At 67.8% G+C, this 17398-nt stretch carries 14 protein-coding genes, 1 tRNA gene and 1 pseudogene; 11 read left to right on the forward strand and 5 right to left on the reverse strand.

What is annotated here, in order from left to right; genetic code table 11:
• Positions 1 to 38 precede the first annotated feature (38 nt).
• The 3 genes from QZV84_RS10990 to aceB all read right to left on the reverse strand — a co-directional run bounded on the left by QZV84_RS10990 (position 39) and on the right by aceB (position 4736).
• Positions 39 to 1262, reverse strand: coding sequence for a pyridoxal phosphate-dependent aminotransferase (locus QZV84_RS10990; protein WP_292829374.1), 1224 nt, complete (start codon positions 1260 to 1262; stop codon positions 39 to 41).
• A 169-nt stretch (positions 1263 to 1431) separates the two neighbouring features.
• Positions 1432 to 3027, reverse strand: coding sequence for an isocitrate lyase (locus QZV84_RS10995; RefSeq protein ID WP_292829376.1), 1596 nt, complete (start codon positions 3025 to 3027; stop codon positions 1432 to 1434).
• Positions 3028 to 3080: 53 nt separating this feature from the next.
• Positions 3081 to 4736: a malate synthase A gene (gene aceB, locus QZV84_RS11000; protein WP_292829397.1), complete on the reverse strand. Its 1656-nt coding sequence runs from the start codon at positions 4734 to 4736 to the stop codon at positions 3081 to 3083.
• Positions 4737 to 4967: 231 nt separating this feature from the next.
• Here aceB and QZV84_RS11005 point away from each other — a divergent pair, with 231 nt between their 5' ends.
• A complete protein-coding gene (locus QZV84_RS11005; RefSeq protein WP_292829378.1) occupies positions 4968 to 6446 on the forward strand; it encodes a helix-turn-helix transcriptional regulator in 1479 nt (492 codons plus the stop codon).
• A 25-nt stretch (positions 6447 to 6471) separates the two neighbouring features.
• On the opposite strand, the gene QZV84_RS11010 is transcribed toward QZV84_RS11005, so the two are convergent.
• Positions 6472 to 6663, reverse strand: coding sequence for a hypothetical protein (locus tag QZV84_RS11010; RefSeq protein ID WP_292829380.1), 192 nt, complete (start codon positions 6661 to 6663; stop codon positions 6472 to 6474).
• Positions 6660 to 8243: a PucR family transcriptional regulator ligand-binding domain-containing protein gene (locus QZV84_RS11015; RefSeq protein ID WP_292829382.1), complete on the reverse strand. Its 1584-nt coding sequence runs from the start codon at positions 8241 to 8243 to the stop codon at positions 6660 to 6662. Before QZV84_RS11015 ends, QZV84_RS11010 begins: the two co-directional genes overlap by 4 nt.
• Before the next feature lie 59 nt (positions 8244 to 8302).
• Here QZV84_RS11015 and gabT point away from each other — a divergent pair, with 59 nt between their 5' ends.
• The 10 genes and pseudogenes from gabT to QZV84_RS11065 form a co-directional block, all read left to right on the forward strand.
• Positions 8303 to 9676 carry a 4-aminobutyrate--2-oxoglutarate transaminase gene (gene gabT / locus QZV84_RS11020; RefSeq protein WP_292829384.1) on the forward strand — a complete coding sequence of 458 codons (1374 nt, stop codon included), beginning with the start codon at positions 8303 to 8305 and terminating at the stop codon, positions 9674 to 9676.
• An 81-nt stretch (positions 9677 to 9757) separates the two neighbouring features.
• Positions 9758 to 11116 carry an NAD(P)/FAD-dependent oxidoreductase gene (locus QZV84_RS11025; RefSeq protein WP_292829386.1) on the forward strand — a complete coding sequence of 453 codons (1359 nt, stop codon included), beginning with the start codon at positions 9758 to 9760 and terminating at the stop codon, positions 11114 to 11116.
• A complete protein-coding gene (locus tag QZV84_RS11030) occupies positions 11113 to 12000 on the forward strand; it encodes a universal stress protein (RefSeq protein WP_292829388.1) in 888 nt (295 codons plus the stop codon). Before QZV84_RS11025 ends, QZV84_RS11030 begins: the two co-directional genes overlap by 4 nt.
• Positions 11997 to 13565, forward strand: coding sequence for an APC family permease (locus tag QZV84_RS11035; RefSeq protein ID WP_292829389.1), 1569 nt, complete (start codon positions 11997 to 11999; stop codon positions 13563 to 13565). The genes QZV84_RS11030 and QZV84_RS11035 overlap by 4 nt, the downstream gene beginning before the upstream one ends.
• A gap of 34 nt (positions 13566 to 13599) precedes the next feature.
• On the forward strand, positions 13600 to 14967 hold the full coding sequence (locus QZV84_RS11040; protein WP_292829390.1) for an NAD-dependent succinate-semialdehyde dehydrogenase: 1368 nt from the start codon (positions 13600 to 13602) through the stop codon (positions 14965 to 14967).
• A gap of 198 nt (positions 14968 to 15165) precedes the next feature.
• Positions 15166 to 15238, forward strand: a tRNA-Trp gene (locus QZV84_RS11045).
• 45 nt (positions 15239 to 15283) lie between these two features.
• Positions 15284 to 15547: a preprotein translocase subunit SecE gene (gene secE, locus QZV84_RS11050; protein ID WP_292829391.1), complete on the forward strand. Its 264-nt coding sequence runs from the start codon at positions 15284 to 15286 to the stop codon at positions 15545 to 15547.
• 65 nt (positions 15548 to 15612) lie between these two features.
• Positions 15613 to 16629, forward strand: a complete 1017-nt coding sequence (nusG, locus tag QZV84_RS11055) for a transcription termination/antitermination protein NusG (RefSeq protein WP_292829393.1) — start codon at positions 15613 to 15615, stop codon at positions 16627 to 16629.
• Between the two features lie 103 nt (positions 16630 to 16732).
• The gene (gene rplK / locus QZV84_RS11060) at positions 16733 to 17164 is read left to right on the forward strand and encodes a 50S ribosomal protein L11 (RefSeq protein WP_036302113.1); all 432 of its coding nucleotides are present in this window, start codon (positions 16733 to 16735) and stop codon (positions 17162 to 17164) included.
• 14 nt (positions 17165 to 17178) lie between these two features.
• Positions 17179 to 17398, forward strand: a pseudogene (locus QZV84_RS11065) (50S ribosomal protein L1); the annotation flags it as partial.

Raw genomic sequence — 17398 nt, forward strand, 5'->3', positions numbered from 1 at the left:
CCGGGGCCCGGATCGTCGATGGCGACAAGCGAACGGAATCAGGCGCTGAACAGATGCTGCAGTCGCCGGACGCCTTCGAGCAGCTGCTCGTCGCCGAGCGCGTAGGAGAGTCGAAGGTAACCGCTCGGACCGAACGCCTCGCCCGGCACCACCGCGACCTCGACCTCTTCGAGGATCAGGTCGGCCAGTTCGAGCGAGGTCGTGGGCGTCTTGCCGCGCCACTCGCGGCCGAGCAGGCCCCGTACGTCGGGGTACACGTAGAACGCGCCGAGCGGGTTCGGCACCGTGACGCCGTCGATCTTGGCCAGCTCGCCGACGATGAGCCTGCGGCGCCGGTCGAAGGCGACGCGGAACTCCTCGGGCTCGGTCTGCGGGCCGGTCAGCGCTGCCAGCGCCGCGCGCTGGGCGATGTTGTTCACGTTGCTGGAGAGGTGCGACTGCAGGTTGGCTGCGAGCGTGATCGCGTCTTTGGGTCCGACCATCCAGCCCACGCGCCAGCCGGTCATCGCGTAGGTCTTCGCGACGCCGTTCACGAGGATCGTCTGGGCGGCCGCATCCGGCACCGCCTCGACGATCGACACCGCACGCGCGCCTTCGTAGACCAGGTTCTGGTAGATCTCGTCGGAGATGATCCAGATGCCGTTCTCGAGCGCCCACTCGCCGATCGCCGTGGTCTCCTCGGGCGTGTACACCGATCCGGTCGGGTTCGAGGGCGACACGAACACCAGCACCGTGGTGCGCTCGGTTCGGGCGGCCTCGAGCTGCTCGACCGTGACCTTGTAGTCCTGGTCGGCCCCGGCGAAGACCTCGACGGGGATCCCGTCGGCCAGTGCGATCGCCTCGGGATAGGTCGTCCAGTAAGGGGCTGGCAGCAGCACTTCGTCGCCCGGGTTCACGACCGCCTGGAACGCCTGGTAGACGGCTTGCTTTCCGCCGTTCGTGACCACGATCTGGGATGCCTCGACTTCGAGTCCCGAGTCGCGCAGCGTCTTGGTGGCGATGGCCTCGCGCAGCACCGGCAGACCCACGGCCGGGGTGTACCGGTAGTTCGCGGGGTCGCGCAGCGCCGCAGCGGCGGCATCCACGATGAACTGAGGCGTGGAGAAGTCGGGTTCGCCGGCCGCGTAGCTGATCACCGGTCTTCCGGCGGCCTGCAGTGCCTTGGCCTTCGCGTCGACCTTGAGGGTCGCGGATTCGGCGATGGCACTCAGCTTGTTCGAGAGAACGAGTGGCCTGCGGGAGAGTGGAGCGCGTTCTGTCACGGCTACGAGCGTAGTCGCCCGCTCAGGAGCCCGAGCGGGCGTCGGGGCAAGCGCCTGGTCGCTCGTGCGGCCGCGCGGGGTCACTCGGCGTGGGCGCAGACGCCAGGAAGGGGACCCCGGCACAGCCGGGGTCCCCTTCCTGGCGAGGGAGCTCAGGTGAACTGGTTCCTCAGTTGAACTGGTTCATCGTGTTGTGCTGGCCGCCGGCCTTGAGGGCCGCGTCGCCGGCGAAGTACTCCTTGTGGTTGTCGCCGATGTCGGTGCCGGCCATGTTCTGGTGCTTGACCGTGGCGATGCCCTCTCGGATCTCGCGACGCTGGACGCCCTTCACGTAGGCGAGCATGCCCTCGTCGCCGAAGTAGCCCTTGGCCAGGTCGTCGGTCGAAAGGGCGGCCGTGTGATAGGTCGGCAGCGTGATGAGGTGGTGGAAGATCCCGGCACGCGCCGAGCCGTCCTTCTGGAACGAGCGGATCTTCTCGTCCGCCAGCTGCGCCAGCTCGGTGTCGTCGTAGTCGATGTTCATGAGGTCGGCGCGGTCGTAGGCCGAGACGTCCTTGCCCTGCTCAGCAAGCAGGTCGTACGCCTGCTGGCGGAAGCTGAGCGTCCAGTTGAACGACGGGCTGTTGTTGTAGACGAGCTTCGCGTTCGGGATCTCCTTGCGGATCTCATCGACCATGCCGGCGATCTGTTCCACGTGGGGCTTCTCGGTCTCGATCCACAGCAGGTCGGCACCATTGCGCAGCGAGGTGATGCAGTCGAGCACGCAGCGGGCCTCTCCGGTGCCGGCGCGGAACTGGTACAGGTTGCTGGGCAGACGCTTCGGGCGCAGCAGCTTGCCCTCACGCTTGATGACGACGTCGCCGTTACCGAGCTCCGCCTCGGAGATCTCCTCGACATCGAGGAAGGCGTTGTACTGGTCGCCCAGGTCTCCGGGCTCGCTCGTGACGGCGAGCTTCTGCGTGAGACCGGCGCCCAGCGAGTCGGTGCGGGCGACGATGATGCCGTTGTCGATCCCGAGTTCGAGGAACGCGTAGCGCACTGCGTTGATCTTCGCGATGAAGTCCTCGTGCGGAACCGTGACCTTGCCGTCCTGGTGGCCGCACTGCTTCTCGTCGGACACCTGGTTCTCGATCTGGATGGCGCACGCCCCCGCCTCGATCATCTTCTTGGCGAGGAGGTAGGTGGCCTCGGGGTTGCCGAAGCCCGCGTCGATGTCGGCGATGATCGGCACGACGTGGGTCTCGTAGTTGTCGATCTGCGACTGGATGAACTCCACGGCCGTCTCGTCACCGGCAGCCCGGGCGTCGTCCAGCTTCGTGAAGAGCAGGTCGAGCTCGCGAGTGTCTGCCTGACGCAGGAAGGTGTAGAGCTCCTCGACGAGGGCGGGCACCGCCGTCTTCTCGTGCATCGACTGGTCGGGAAGGGGACCGAACTCCGAACGGAGTGCGGCGACCATCCAGCCCGACAGGTAGAGATAGCGCTTGTTCGTGGTCTTCAGGTGCTTCTTGATCGAGATGAGCTTCTGCTGCCCGATGAAGCCGTGCCAGACCCCGAGTGACTGGGTGTACACCGACGAGTCTGCGTCATACTCGGCCATGTCGCGGCGCATGATGTCGGCCGTGTACTGGGCGATCTCGAGTCCCGTCTTGAAACGGTTCTGCGTCCGCATGCGGGCGACGGACTCGGGGTTGATGGCATCCCAGCTGGAGCCGTTCTGCTCCTTGAGTGCCCGGATGGCTTCGATGTCGTCCTGATACTGAGTCATTTCTCTTCCTTGTTGGATATTCGGTCGGCTCGCGCGAGCCGCAGCGGATACGGCTAGTCGGTCTCGACGAGGAACTTCGCGTAGGCAGGCAGCGTCAAAAACGCCGGGAACTCCTGGCCAAGGGCCACCTCGCGGAAGATCTCCGCGGCGTCCTCGAACCGGTCGCCCTCACGGCGGTCGACCTCGCTCAGCACCTTGGTGATGAGGTCTTCGATGTACTTGCGGGTGATCAGGTCGCCCTCAGCGGTGGAGCGGTCCTGGTGGATCCACTGCCACACCTGCGAGCGGGAGATCTCCGCGGTCGCGGCATCTTCCATCAGATTGTCGATCGCGACCGCACCGATTCCTCGCAGCCACGCTTCGATGTATCGGATAGCGACCGACACGTTGGCGTGCACGCCGGCGGCGGTCACGGGGCGACCGATATGCACGTCGAGCAGATCGGATGCCTTCACCTCCACGTCGTCGCGCTGACGGTCGACCTGGTTCGGCCGGTCGCCCAGCACCGCGTCGAACTCCGCCATCGCCGTCGGGATCAGGTCGGGGTGTGCCACCCACGTGCCGTCGAAGCCGTCGCCGGCCTCGCGCTTCTTGTCGGCGGCGACCTTCTCGAACGCGCGCTGGGTCACCTCGGGGTCGCGGCGGTTCGGGATGAACGCGCTCATGCCGCCGATCGCGAAAGCCCCGCGCTTGTGGCACGTCTTCACGAGCAGTTCGGTGTAGGCCCGCATGAACGGCACGGTCATCGTGACCTCGCTGCGGTCGGGGAGCACGAATCGCGCACCGCGTCCGCGGTAGTTCTTGATGATCGAGAAGATGTAGTCCCAGCGGCCCGCGTTCAGGCCCGCGATGTGGTCGCGAAGCTCGAAGAGGATCTCTTCCATCTCGAACGCGGCCGGCAGCGTCTCGATGAGCACCGTCGCACGGATGGTGCCGTGCGGGATGCCGATGTACTGCTCGCTGAACGTGAAGACGTCGTCCCACAGCTTCGCCTCTTCGCTCGATTCGAGCTTGGCGATGTAGAAGTACGGGCCGCGGCCGTTCGCGATCAGCTGCTTCGCGTTGTGGAAGAAATACAGGCCGTAGTCCACGAGCGAACCGGAGGTCGCCATCGTGCGGCCCGCGCGGTCGGTGAACTGCAGGTGGGCTTCGCTCAGGTGCCAGCCGCGGGGTCGCATCACGATCGTGGGGGTGCGCTCAGCGGTGACCTCGTAGGTCTTGCCAGGTTCTGATCCAGTACCGGGGCTGGTGAACGAAAGCTCTCCGCGGATCGCGTCACGCAGCGACAGCTGCCCCTCGATGACGTTCTTCCATGTGGGGGAGGTGGCGTCCTCCTGGTCGGCGAGCCACACCCGTGCCCCCGAGTTGAGGGCGTTGATCGTCATCTTCGGGTCGGTGGGGCCTGTGATCTCGACGCGGCGGTCTTCCAGACCCGGACCCGCCCCGGCGACCTTCCACTCGGCATCCTCCCGGATGTGTGCGGTGTCGTCGCGGAAGCGAGGGTCGTGGCCGTTGCCGATTTCGAAGCGACGGCGCATGCGGTCGGCGAGCCGGTCGTGTCTGCGGGCCCCGAACCGCTGGTGCAGCTCCGTGAGGAACGTGAGGGCCTCGGGCGTGAGGATCTCGTCATAGCGAGGACCCATGCGTCCGACGACCTCGATCGACGGTTCGGCGGCCTGAGTGGCGATGGGCCCCGTGCGCGTACGCATCGGGTCGGCGGATGCAGGTGTCATGTCCCTGTCTTCCTGTGAGCGGGTTCGTGGGTGTCTGGGGGATGCTTCCGACTCGGCGTGTGGGCCGGGTTCGGGCATTCCGTGATCCGCGTTCTGGATCGATCGGTGGTTGTCGTGCTTCTATTCTGCGTGAAGTTCAACCCCCCGAACTCACCATACCGCGTGTGAAGATTCATCAAAGTTCCGTTTTCGTGACAGAATGGACCAATGAGCACCCCGATCGAGAGCGTCGCCGTGAGCACCCTTCCGGAAGATGAGCATGTGGACTCGCTCACGATCGGCCGACGCATCCGGCAGCTGCGCACCGACCGCGGTATGACGCTCGAAGACCTCGCCACAGCAGTCGACCGCGCGCCGAGCCAGCTGTCGATGATCGAGAACGGCCGGCGCGAGCCGAAGCTCACCCTGCTGCAGGCGATCGCGCGGGCGCTCGGGTCATCGCTGGATGCACTGCTGGAGTCGGAACCGCTCGACGAACGAGCGACGCTCGAGATCTCGCTCGAACGGGCGATGCGCGGACAGACCTTCCAGGCTCTCGGGATTCCGCCGTTTCGCGTCGGCAAGACCGTGCCGAACGAGGCGCTGAAGGCGATGCTCGCCCTGCAGGGCGAGATCGAGCGTCTGCGAGACGAGCGCGCGGCGACCCCCGAAGAGGCCCGACGCGCCAATGTCGCGCTGCGGCGCCTCATGCGGACGCAGAACAACCACTTTCCCGAACTCGAGGAACAGGCACGACGTCTGCGTGACGCGGTCGGCCACCCCGGTGGTCCACTGACCCAGCGGACGGCATCCGACATCGCCGCCCATCTGGGGTTCACCCTGCACTACGTTCCCGACCTGCCGCAGACCACCCGCAGCGTGGCCGACATCAAGAACGGGCGGCTGTATCTCTCGAGCACGCTCGCGGCGAAGGGTGACCCGCGCACGTCGGTGCTTCAGGCGCTCTCGAGCCGGATCCTCGGGCACACTGAGCCCACCAGCTACGCGGAATTCCTGCGCCAGCGCGTCGAGACGAACTACCTCACCGGTGCCCTGCTGATCCCCGAAGCGCACGCCGTTCCATTCCTGCAGGAGGCCAAGGGCCGTCGTGCGATCTCGATCGAGGATCTGCGCGATGCGTACTCGGTCTCGTACGAGACTGCCGCGCACCGGTTCACGAATCTCGCGACCGTGCACCTGGGCATTCCGGTGCACTTCCTCAAGGTGCACGAGTCGGGCACGATCACGAAGGCGTACGAGAACGACGACGTGAACTTCCCGACGGATCGCCTCGGGTCGATCGAAGGGCAGATGTGCTGCCGCAAGTGGACCTCGCGGGTGGTGTTCGACGAGGACGACCACTTCAACCCGTACTACCAGTACACCGACACCGGCAACGGAACCTACTGGTGCACCGCTCGTGTGGAGCTCTCGAGCGAGGGCGCGCACTCGGTGAGCGTGGGCGTGCGGTTCGACGACACGAAGTGGTTCCTGGGCCGCGACACGCAGAACCATGGTGTGTCGAAGCACTCCGTCGAGGTGTGCTGCCGCCGCGCTCCGGCCGACCTCGAGGCAGCCTGGCGCGAGAACTCGTGGCCCAACGTGCGAACCCCGCGCACCTTGCTTGCGACGCTGCCGACCGGCGCGTTCCCGGGCGTCGACACGACCGACGTGTACGAGTTCCTCGAGGCCCACGCCCCGCGCTGAACTCGGGCCGGGCGGATGCCGCCCCTCAGCGCCGCGCGAGCACCGCGATACGCGTGTCGGGCTGGGCGCGCCCCAGGTGGTACGCGGTCCACAGTCCGGTGTAGCCCGCGCCGGCGATGCAGACATCGACATCGAGCGAACCCGGCAGCGGCGGTCGCGGTGACGGAGCACCACCGAGCCGCGCCCACCAGAACGAGACGGCGCCGCCCGCCGTCACGTCGCGGATCCGGAGGACAGGCGCAGCGCGGCCCAGACCTCGGCCCGCGCGGCGAAGGAGCCGAGGTCGACTTCGAGCGCGCGCTCGGCAGCCGCGACACGCGCTCGGACGGTATGCCGGTGCACCCCTATGGCGCGGGCGGTGGCCTCGTGCGAACAGTCGTTCGCGAGCCACACCCCGACCGTCTCGAGCAGCGCAGTGCCGTGATCCCGGTCGTGTCGCATCAGTGGGGCGAGCACGGCCGCAGCCACGGTCCGGGCCTCGGGCGACGGGGGGAGCGACAGCACGCCGGTGCGGGCGATGTCGGCGAAATGACTGACCCGCGGGCCGCCCCGGTCGCGAGCGAGCTGAGCCTGGTCGGTCCCGGTCGCGAACGCGTCGTACCCGACCGGATCCGAGACGCCGAGACGCTCGTCGAAGCGTTCCGCGAACTCGTCGAGCAGAGCCGCGTCCGAAGCGGCGACCACGAGCACGAGGCCGTCGTCGCCGCGCCCGAAGAACAGCCCGCCGCGGCGCTCGTCGGCGCGCAGTTCGAGCCATTCCCGAACGTCGTCTCGTCGTCCGACGGCCGCATTCGTCATCGCCAGCAGCAGCGGTGCCGCCGGCAGCCCGCCCCAAAGGTCGCGGGCGACGCGGCGGACGAGAGCGGCGTCGTTGCCGAGCAGCGAGTGCACCAGGCCCGCGCGCAGCAGCGTGCGTGCGCGGTCGAGACCCTGCTGCTGCTCGAGTGCCAGCCCGGCCATCGCCACGACGGCGGTGACGACGCCGCGACCCTCCTGGTCGAGGTCGCCGGCCGACATCGCGATCACCCCGCGCAGGTGGCCACCGCGACCCAGGGTCTGCAGGGTGAAGGGCGTGCCGCCGATCCGCATCGACGAGGCGGCGCGGGCGCCTCTGCGCAGCACGCCCCCGACTTCCGCGCGCAGCTCGTCGGCGACCGCCGAATCGAGGGAGGACGGATGCTCGCGCGTCAGCGTGCCCGCGGCGTCGTACATGCCGACCCACGCGTCGAGCTGACGGGCCAGTTCCGCGATCGTGGCGCCGAGCCCGTCAGGTCGCAGGGCGGCGAGCGAGATGGCGCGCTGCGCGGCGAGCGCCCAGCTGCGCCGGGCGTACGACTGCGCGGCGATCGCCTCGGCACCGGCGCGGGCGACCGCGATGAACGGCGTTCGATACGGGACTTCGAACAGCGGCATCCGCTCGTCCCGGCATGCCGCGGCCAGTACCGGGGGGATGCCGTCCCGCACGACCTCGGTCCCGAAGCCGAGCCCGACCACTCCCCGGGCGGACAGACGCCGCACGTACGCGCGGTACATGGCGGGATCGTCCTCGGCGCCCTCGAACTGCGTGCCGGTGGTCAGAAGTGCCAGACCCTCCGAGAGGAACGGGGTGGGGTCGGCGAGGTCGGAGCTGTGCACCCAGCGGATCGGGGTGTCCAGCGCTCCCTCGCCGAGGTCCGCGGGCTCACCCTCGAGGCGCAGGTGCAGATCGCGTCGACCGAGCAGTGCGCGCAGGGTGGGTGCGTCGGCCGTAGTCACCATGCCGGTCTCCGATCGATGTACGGGAAGTACTGTTGCCATCCCCAGAATGTACATCGCGGCACGTGCGGGAGCGGCATCCTGCCCCTACGCTCGCGACCATGAGCACGACTGAATCCGCCACGCTGCACGCAACCGCCCCCGCACCGCTCGGCGGCCCCACTCTGCCGCAGGAGCGACGGATGCTCACGAGCATCCCCGGGCCGCGCTCGCAGCAGCTGCTCGCCCGCAAGGCGGAGGCGGTCGCCGCGGGAGTCGGGCACACCGTGCCGATCCAGGCCGTCGCCGCCGGTGGGGGAGTCGTCGTGGATGCCGACGGCAACTCGCTGATCGACCTCGGCGCGGGCATCGCGGTGACAACCGTCGGCAACGCTCACCCCGAAGTCGTTGCGGCCGTGCAGGCGCAGGTCGCGCAGTTCACGCACACCTGCTTCATGATCTCGCCCTACGAGTCGTACGTCGCCGTCGCCGAGGCGCTGAACCGCATCACCCCCGGCGATCACGCGAAGAAGAGCGCGCTGTTCAACTCCGGCGCCGAAGCCGTCGAGAACGCGGTGAAGATCGCCCGCAAGTACACCAGGAAGCAGGCGGTCGTCGCTTTCGACCACGGGTATCACGGCCGCACGAACCTGACGATGGCGCTGACCGCGAAGAGCATGCCCTACAAGAGCGGCTTCGGGCCGTTCGCGTCCGAGGTGTACCGCGCCCCGATGTCGTATCCCTTCCGCGACGGACTCAGCGGGCCGGACGCCGCCAGGAAGGCCATCTCGATCATGGAGAAGCAGGTCGGCGCCGACAACCTCGCCGCGATCATCATCGAGCCGATACAGGGCGAAGGCGGCTTCATCGTCCCCGCCGACGGCTTCCTTCCGGCGCTCGTGGACTGGTGCCGGGCGAACGACGTCGTCTTCATCGCCGACGAGGTGCAGACCGGCTTCGCCCGCACGGGCGCGATGTTCGCGAGTGAGCGCTTCGGCATCGTGCCCGACCTGATCACGACCGCAAAGGGCATCGCCGGGGGCCTTCCGCTGGCCGCCGTGACCGGTCGCTCCGAGATCATGGACGCCTCGCATGCCGGCGGACTCGGCGGCACGTACGGAGGGAACCCCATCGCATGCGCGGCGGCGATCGCCGCGATCGACGCGTTCGAGAACGACGGACTCATCGAGCGTGCGAACGAGCTCGGCGCGGTCCTGATCGAGCGCCTCGCCGAGATCCAGGCCGCGGATCCGCGCCTGGGCGACATCCGCGGGCGTGGCGCGATGGTCGCCGCCGAGTTCGTCGATCCGGCGACGGGCGAGCCGGATGCCGGCCTCACCGCGGCTGTCGCGACGGCGTGCATCGCCCAAGGCGTCATCGTGCTCACCTGCGGCACGTACGGCAACGTGATCCGCTTCCTCCCGCCGCTCTCGATCTCCGACGATCTGCTCCGCGAAGGCCTGGACGTCGTCGCCGCCGCGCTGAGCGCTGCATGAGTCATCCGCGCAGAACCCGGTCGGGGGAGCCGGGACCGGCGCGGGCTGCATTCTCCCCGCATATCGAGCAAAGGAGCCGGCATGGTCGGGCTGAACCGTGATGTCGTGATCGTGGGAGCGGGCGCCGCCGGGCTGACAGCTGCCAACGAGCTCAAGAAGGCGGGGTTCTCGGTGGCCGTGCTCGAGGCGCGCGACCGTGTCGGCGGGCGCCTGCACACCGACGTCATCGACGGCGCGATGCTCGAGATCGGCGGACAGTGGGTCTCTCCCGACCAGGACGCCCTGATCGACACCGTGGCCGACCTCGGCCTCGAGACGTTCAGCCGGTACCGCGAGGGCGACAGCGTCTACATCGGCCCCGACGGCGTCACCCGGCGCTTCACGGGTGAGATGTTCCCCGTCTCGGCTGAGACCGAGCGCGCGATCGCAGAGATCACGGACCGGCTCGACGCGATGGTGGCCGAGATCGACCCCGACCGTCCCTGGGCCCACCAGAACGCGGCCGAGTGGGACTCGATCTCGTGGGATGCCTGGCTGCGCGCGCAGACCGACGACGACGAGGCCGCCCGAAACCTCGCGTTCGCCACGGGTTCGGCCATGCTGACCAAGCCGGTGCACGCGTTCTCGCTGCTGCAGTCTCTTCTGATGGCGGCATCCGCCGGTTCCTACTCCCACCTCGTCGATGCCGACTTCATCCTCGACAAGCGAGTCGTCGGCGGACTGCAGCAGGTTCCGCTTCTGCTGGCCGAGCGGCTCGGCGGAGACGTCTTCCTCGGCCAGCCGGTGCGCACGCTCGAGTGGGGAGAGGAAGGCGTCACCGCCGTCGCCGACGGGATGACCGTACGCGCCAGGTTCGCGATCCTGGCGCTGGCCCCGAACCTGTACACGCGCATCTCGTTCGTACCCGCCCTGCCACGCCTGCAGCACCAGATGCATCAGCACATCTCGATGGGCTTCGTGATCAAGGTCCATGCCGTGTACGACCGGCCGTTCTGGCGCGAGCAGGGCCTGTCCGGCACCGCGTTCAGCCCGTACGAGCTCTCGCACGAGGCGTACGACAACACCAACCACGGCGATGAGCGTGGCACGCTGGTCGGCTTCGTCTCGGATCAGCGCGCCGACGACGTGTTCCGCGTCTCGGCGCAGGAGCGCAAGGAGCGCATCCTCGAGTCGCTGTCGCACTACTACGGACCCGATGCGAAGAACCCGATCGTGTACTACGAAAGCGACTGGGGCAGTGAGGAGTGGACCCGCGGGGCCTACGCCGCGAGCTTCGACCTCGGGGGCCTCCACCGCTACGGCGCCGACCTGCGCGAGCCCGTCGGACCGATCAGCTTCGCCTGCAGCGATCTGGCCGGCGCCGGCTACCAGCACGTCGACGGCGCGATCCGGATGGGCCGGCTCGTCGCTTCCCAGATCATCGAGGAGGCCCGCGCGTGAGCGTCAGCATCGTCGCCGGCTACACGGCCACTGAAGCGGGAGAGGATGCCGTCGCGCTCGGTGCGCGCCTGGCTGCGGCATCCGGCTCGGAACTCGACGTCGTCGTCGTCCTGCCCGCCGATGACCGCAGTGTCATCACGCCGCCCGACGCGAGCTACGACCGCTACCTGCGCGGGTTGGCGGACTCCTGGCTGGAATCGGCCACCGCCCATATTCCGCACACGGTCGCCTACCGCACCAACGTGCGGTTCGCCGACTCGTTCGCCGAGGGCCTCGTGGCAGCCGCCGACGAGTTCGGCGCGTCGCACATCGTCGTGGGCGCCGCCAACGGCGGGATCCGGGGCCGACACCGGCTCGGATCGGTCGCGACCGAACTGCTGCACTCATCCCACGTGCCCGTCGTGCTCGCGCCGGAGGGCTCGCGGCGCATCGACCCCGCCACCGGCGTGACCCGCATCACCGCGGCGATCGGCACACGGCCGGGTGCGGATGCGCTGCTGGAGGAGGCCACCTCGCTCGCCGCGGCGACCGGCGCAGAGCTGCGACTGCTCTCGCTGGTGACCGTCGACCTTCCGCCCACCGTCGATACGGGCATCATCCGGGTGGCCGGTGCCGCACACGCCGATCAGGTGCTCGCTCAGGCCCGTGCCGGCTTGTCGGACCAGAGCGACGCCGAGGTCGTCGTGGGTCGCGGCGAGAGCATTGAGGACGCGGTGCAGCACCTGAGCTGGGAGCCCGGCGAACTCGCGATCGTCGGCTCGAGCCGGCTCGCACAGCCCCGTCGCTTGTTCCTCGGCTCGACTGCGGCCAAGATGCTCCATGAATTGCCTGTTCCCATGATCGTGGTGCCGCGCACGCGCGCCTCGAAAGGAGAGACGCGATGAGCGATCACAGGGGCGCTGCGGCGCCGCTCGCCCCCGTCGGTGAGAAGGGAGCCCCCACCGGACTGTCGACCAAGGGACTCAGCGCCGGCACGGTCGGCCTGATCGGCGCCGTCGTGATCGGCATCTCGTGCATCGCCCCGGCCTATACGCTGACGGCCGCACTCGGACCGACCGTGTCGGAGGTCGGATTCCAGGTGCCCGCGATCATCCTCGTCGGATTCATTCCGATGCTGCTGGTCGCATTCGGCTACCGCGAACTCAACCGGCAGATGCCCGACTCGGGCACGTCCTTCACCTGGGCGGCTCGCGCGTTCGGCCCCTGGGTCGGCTGGATGGCGGGGTGGGGTCTGATCGCCGCCACGATCCTGGTGCTCTCGAACCTCGCCGGCATCGCCGTGGAGTTCCTGTTCCTCCTGATCGATCAGATCGCCGGGAGTCCCGGCACGATCGCGGAGCTGGCCTTCAACCCGTTCATCAACGTCGCAGTGTGCCTGCTCTTCATGCTGGGTGCGACGGCGATCTCCTACCGCGACATGCAGACCACCCAGAAGCTGCAGTACGTGCTGGTCACATTCCAGGTGCTCGTGCTCGTGATCTTCTCGGTCGCCGCGTTCGTCCACGTCGCCCAGGGCAACGCGTTCGACGCGAGCCCCGTCGAGCTGTCGTGGTTCAACCCGTTCGCGGTCGGCTCCCTCTCTGCTGTCGTGGCGGGCCTGTCCCTGTCGATCTTCATCTTCTGGGGGTGGGACGTCACCCTCACGATGAACGAGGAGACCAAGAACCCGGAGAAGACCCCGGGTCGTGCGGCGACCCTCACGGTCATCACGATCGTCGTGCTGTACCTCCTGATCTCGGTGTCGCTGCTCGCCTACGCCGGAACCGGCGCCGCAGGGCTGGGGCTCGGGAACGAAGACATACAGGCGAACGTGTTCTTCTTCCTCTCCGGGCCGGTCCTGGGACCGTTCGCATTCTTGGTCTCGCTCGCGGTGCTCACCAGCTCGGCATCCTCGCTCCAGTCGACGTTCGTCTCGCCCGCGCGCACCCTGCTCGCGATGGGGCACTACGGGGCGCTGCCGCCGCGATTCGCGGAGGTCAGCCCCCGGTTCTTCACACCCGGCTTTGCGACGATCGTCTCGGCGATCGTGGCGTCGGTGTTCTACACGATCATGAGGTTCGTCAATGAGAACGTCTTGTGGGACACGATCACCACGCTCGGCATGATGATCTGCTTCTACTACGGCATCACGGCTTTCGCGTGCGTGTGGTACTTCCGCAAGCAGTGGTTCGACTCGGCGCGAAACGTGTTCTTCACGCTGCTGTTCCCGCTGATCGGCGGCATCATCCTCGCGGCCCTGTTCGTGATCACGCTGGTCGAGAGCATGGACCCCGGCTACGGCAGTGGCACGGAATGGTTCGGCCTCGGCAGTGTGTTCGTCCTCGGTGTCGGCATCATCGGCCTCGGTATCGTCATCATGATCTGGCAGAGGATCAAGAGGCCCGCCTACTTCCTCGGCGAGACACTTTCCCTCGACGCACCCGCCAGCCTGCGCCGCGCGCGCCGGTGACCGGCACCCCCACCCTTCAGCGAACGGAGACAGCATGAGTGACTACAAGGTCGTCAACCCGGCCACGGGCGAGACGCTCGCCGAATACCCCCTCGCGACGGATGCCGAGCTCGAGCAGGCGCTCGCGGTGGCGTACGCCGCCGCCAAGGGCTGGGCGCTCACCTCCGGCGTCGCCGAGCGCGCAGCGCTGCTGCGTCGCGTCGCCGAGCTGCACCGGGAACGCCGCGACGAGTTGGCGGCCACGATCGTGCGAGAGATGGGCAAGCCGCTCGCGGCCGCCGTCGGCGAGGTCGACTTCGCGGCAGACATCACCGAGTTCTACGCCGACAATGCCGAGAAGATCATGGCGGACCAGCCGATCGACATCCTGGCCGAGGGGACCGCGGTCATCCGCCGTTCGCCGCTCGGGGTGCTGCTGGGCATCATGCCGTGGAACTTCCCGTACTACCAGGTCGCCCGCTTCGCCGCGCCGAACCTCCTGATCGGCAACCCGATCCTGCTCAAGCACGCGCCGCAGTGCCCCGAGTCCTCGGCCGCCATCGAGACGATCTACCGCGATGCCGGGTTCCCCGAAGGGGCCTACACGAACCTGTACCTCACCCACGACCAGTCCGCTGCGGTGATCGCCGACCCGCGCGTGCAGGGTGTCTCGGTCACGGGCTCGGAGCGGGCCGGCTCAGCCGTGGCCGAGGTCGCCGGACGCAACCTCAAGAAGGTCGTGCTCGAACTCGGCGGATCCGACCCCTTCATCCTGCTGTCCACCGACGACCTCGACGGGGCGGCGCAGGCGGCCGCTGATGCGCGCCTCGACAACACCGGGCAGTCATGCAATGCCGCGAAGCGCTTCATCGTGGCCGATGACCTGTACGAGCCGTTCCTCGAGAAGTTCACCGCGCTCATGACCGGTGCGAAGCTCGGCGACCCGTTCGCGGACGACACCGTGCTGGGTCCGCTCTCGTCGGAGCTGGCTGCCGAACGACTCGCCGCCCAGGTCGACAAGGCGGTCGCGCAGGGCGCGACGCTCGTCGCCGGCGGCACGCGCGACGGCGCGTTCTACCCGGGCACGGTGCTCACTGACGTGACGCCCGAGATGGACGCGTACCGCGAGGAGTTCTTCGGTCCGGTGGGCGTCGTGTACCGCGTCGCCGACGAGGACGAGGCGGTCAAGGTCGCCAACGACACCCCGTTCGGACTCGGCTCGTATGTCTTCACCACCGACGAGGCCCAGGCCGAGCGCGTGGCCGAAAAGATCGACGCGGGCATGGTGTACGTCAACCTCGTGCTGGCCGACAGCCCCGAGCTTCCCTTCGGCGGGGTCAAGCGCTCCGGTACGGGGCGCGAGATGGGCCTGCTCGCCGCCGACGAGTTCGTCAACAAGAAGCTCGTCCGCGTCGGAGCCTGAGCTTCGGCGGGCCCACCTGGGTGAGCCTCATCCGAGGATGGCGGGCCCGGGACCCAGTTCGACCGCATCCAGCCCATGCCGTACACTGGAACATGCAGTCGAAGTCTGCATTCTTTTGCCGTGCCCGGCGTTCGGGCCAGCTCCCTCTCATACAGGTTGCGGTGGAAGACTGTGGGCATCCCGGGGCCGCCGGCCTCTAGGGCGGTAGCTCAATTGGCAGAGCAGCGGTCTCCAAAACCGCAGGTTGCAGGTTCGATTCCTGTCCGCCCTGCGCGTCAGCCGAAGCTGACACATGGAAGGTAATCAGGTGGGTTCGATGGTCCAAGACGAGCCGCAAGGCGAGGTCGTCGCAGGTAGCGGCGCACCCCGCGCCAAGAAGCCCAACGTCTTCGCGCGCATCGCCTTGTTCATCCGTCAGGTGCTCGCAGAGCTCCGCAAGGTCGTCACACCGACCCGGCAGGAGCTGATCAAGTACACCGGCGTCGTCCTCGGATTCGTCATCGTGATGATGGCGCTGGTCTACGGCCTCGATCTGCTGTTCGTCTGGGTGACGACCGTCGTCTTCGGCGTTCCCGCCTGACCCCCTGAGTTGCACCGCGGGGCGGATCCTCGGATCCGGCGCCCCCGAAATGGAAGAGAACGCAATTGTCTGAAAGATATGTCGATGACGCCGACTGGGCGACCGCAGCCGAGCAGTCCTCGGAGGACGACGAAGCCCAGGAGGGCAACATCCTCGCCGAGGAGGACCGCGCGAACACGCCCGCCGAGCACCTCGCCGTGCACATCGTCGACCAGCAAGGCGACGGCGTCGAGGATCTCGACGACATCGACATCGACGACCCGGAGGCGGACGCGATCGTGAACGACGCCCTGAACATCGACAAGGCCGAAGAGGCCGAAGCCGCCGCCGAGGTGCTCACCGACTCGCTTGCCGACGAGGTCGCCGCCTACGCCGCCGTGCACGCCGACGACGTGACCCCGTACGACGGTCCCGACATCAACGGCGACGAGGACGCGCCCGTCCTCGATGAGGACGCCGAAGAGGACCCGTACGAGGCGTTCCGCGCCGAGCTGCGCAGCCTGCCGGGAAAGTGGTACGTCATCCACTCCTACGCGGGCTTCGAGCGCAAGGTGAAGGCCAACATCGAGCAGCGCAAGTCGACGCTCGAGGTCGAAGAGGACATCTATCAGATCGAGGTCCCGATGGAGGACGTCGTCGAGATCAAGAACGGTCAGCGCAAGATGGTCACGCGCGTCCGGATCCCCGGGTACGTGCTCGTGCGCATGGAGCTCAACGAAGACACCTGGTCGGTCGTGCGTCACACGCCCGGCGTGACCGGCTTCGTGGGCAACGCGCACAACCCGACCCCGCTGCGCTTCGAAGAGTCCTTCAACATGCTCAAGAGTCTCGTCGAGGTCAAGGAAGTCGCACCGGCCAAGGGCGCGACCACAAAGGGCGGCCACGCCGTCGCGCGCAGCATCCCGGCCGAGGTCGACTTCGAGGTCGGCGAGACCATCACGATCAAGGAAGGCTCGTTCGCGGGCCTGCCCGGCACGATCAGCGAGATCAAGCCCGAGAGCGGCAAGCTCACCGTCCTCGTCTCGCTCTTCGAGCGCGAGACTCCGGTCGAGCTCAGCTTCGATCAGGTCACCAAGCTGTAAAGACTTCCCGGGGTCGGACCCCGGGAAAACCGCTGCTCGGAGATGCCGGGTGTGCGGGAGAGACGGATCGCTCCGGCATCCGCTCGATGAAAGGAAAAGGAAAATGGCACCCAAGAAGAAGGTGACCGGCCTGATCAAGCTCCAGATCAAGGCCGGCGCAGCCAACCCGGCGCCGCCGATCGGGCCTGCGCTCGGTCAGCACGGCGTCAACATCATGGAGTTCTGCAAGGCGTACAACGCCGCCACCGAGGCTCAGCGCGGCAACGTCATCCCCGTCGAGATCACCGTCTACGAGGACCGCAGCTTCACGTTCATCCTCAAGACGCCCCCGGCGGCTGAGCTGATCAAGAAGGCGGCAGGCGTCGCCAAGGGCTCGCCGACGCCGCACACGACGAAGGTGGCCAAGCTCACCAAGGCTCAGGTGCGCGAGATCGCCGAGGTCAAGCAGCCCGACCTGAATGCGAATGACATCGAGGCCGCCTCGAAGATCATCGCCGGCACCGCCCGCTCCATGGGCATCACGGTCGAGGACTGAGGGAGATAACGACCATGGCTACCAAGTCCAAGGCCTACCAGGCCGCCGCCGCGAAGATCGCGGCTGACAAGTTCTACACGCCCACCGAGGCGGTCGCGCTCGCGAAGCAGACCGGCTCGGCCAAGTTCGACTCGACCGTCGAGGTCGCGCTCAAGCTGGCCGTCGACCCTCGCAAGGCAGACCAGATGGTGCGCGGCACCGTCATGCTGCCGCACGGCACGGGCAAGACCGCCC

Source organism: Microbacterium sp., from assembly GCF_011620715.1.
GTDB lineage: Bacteria > Actinomycetota > Actinomycetes > Actinomycetales > Microbacteriaceae > Microbacterium.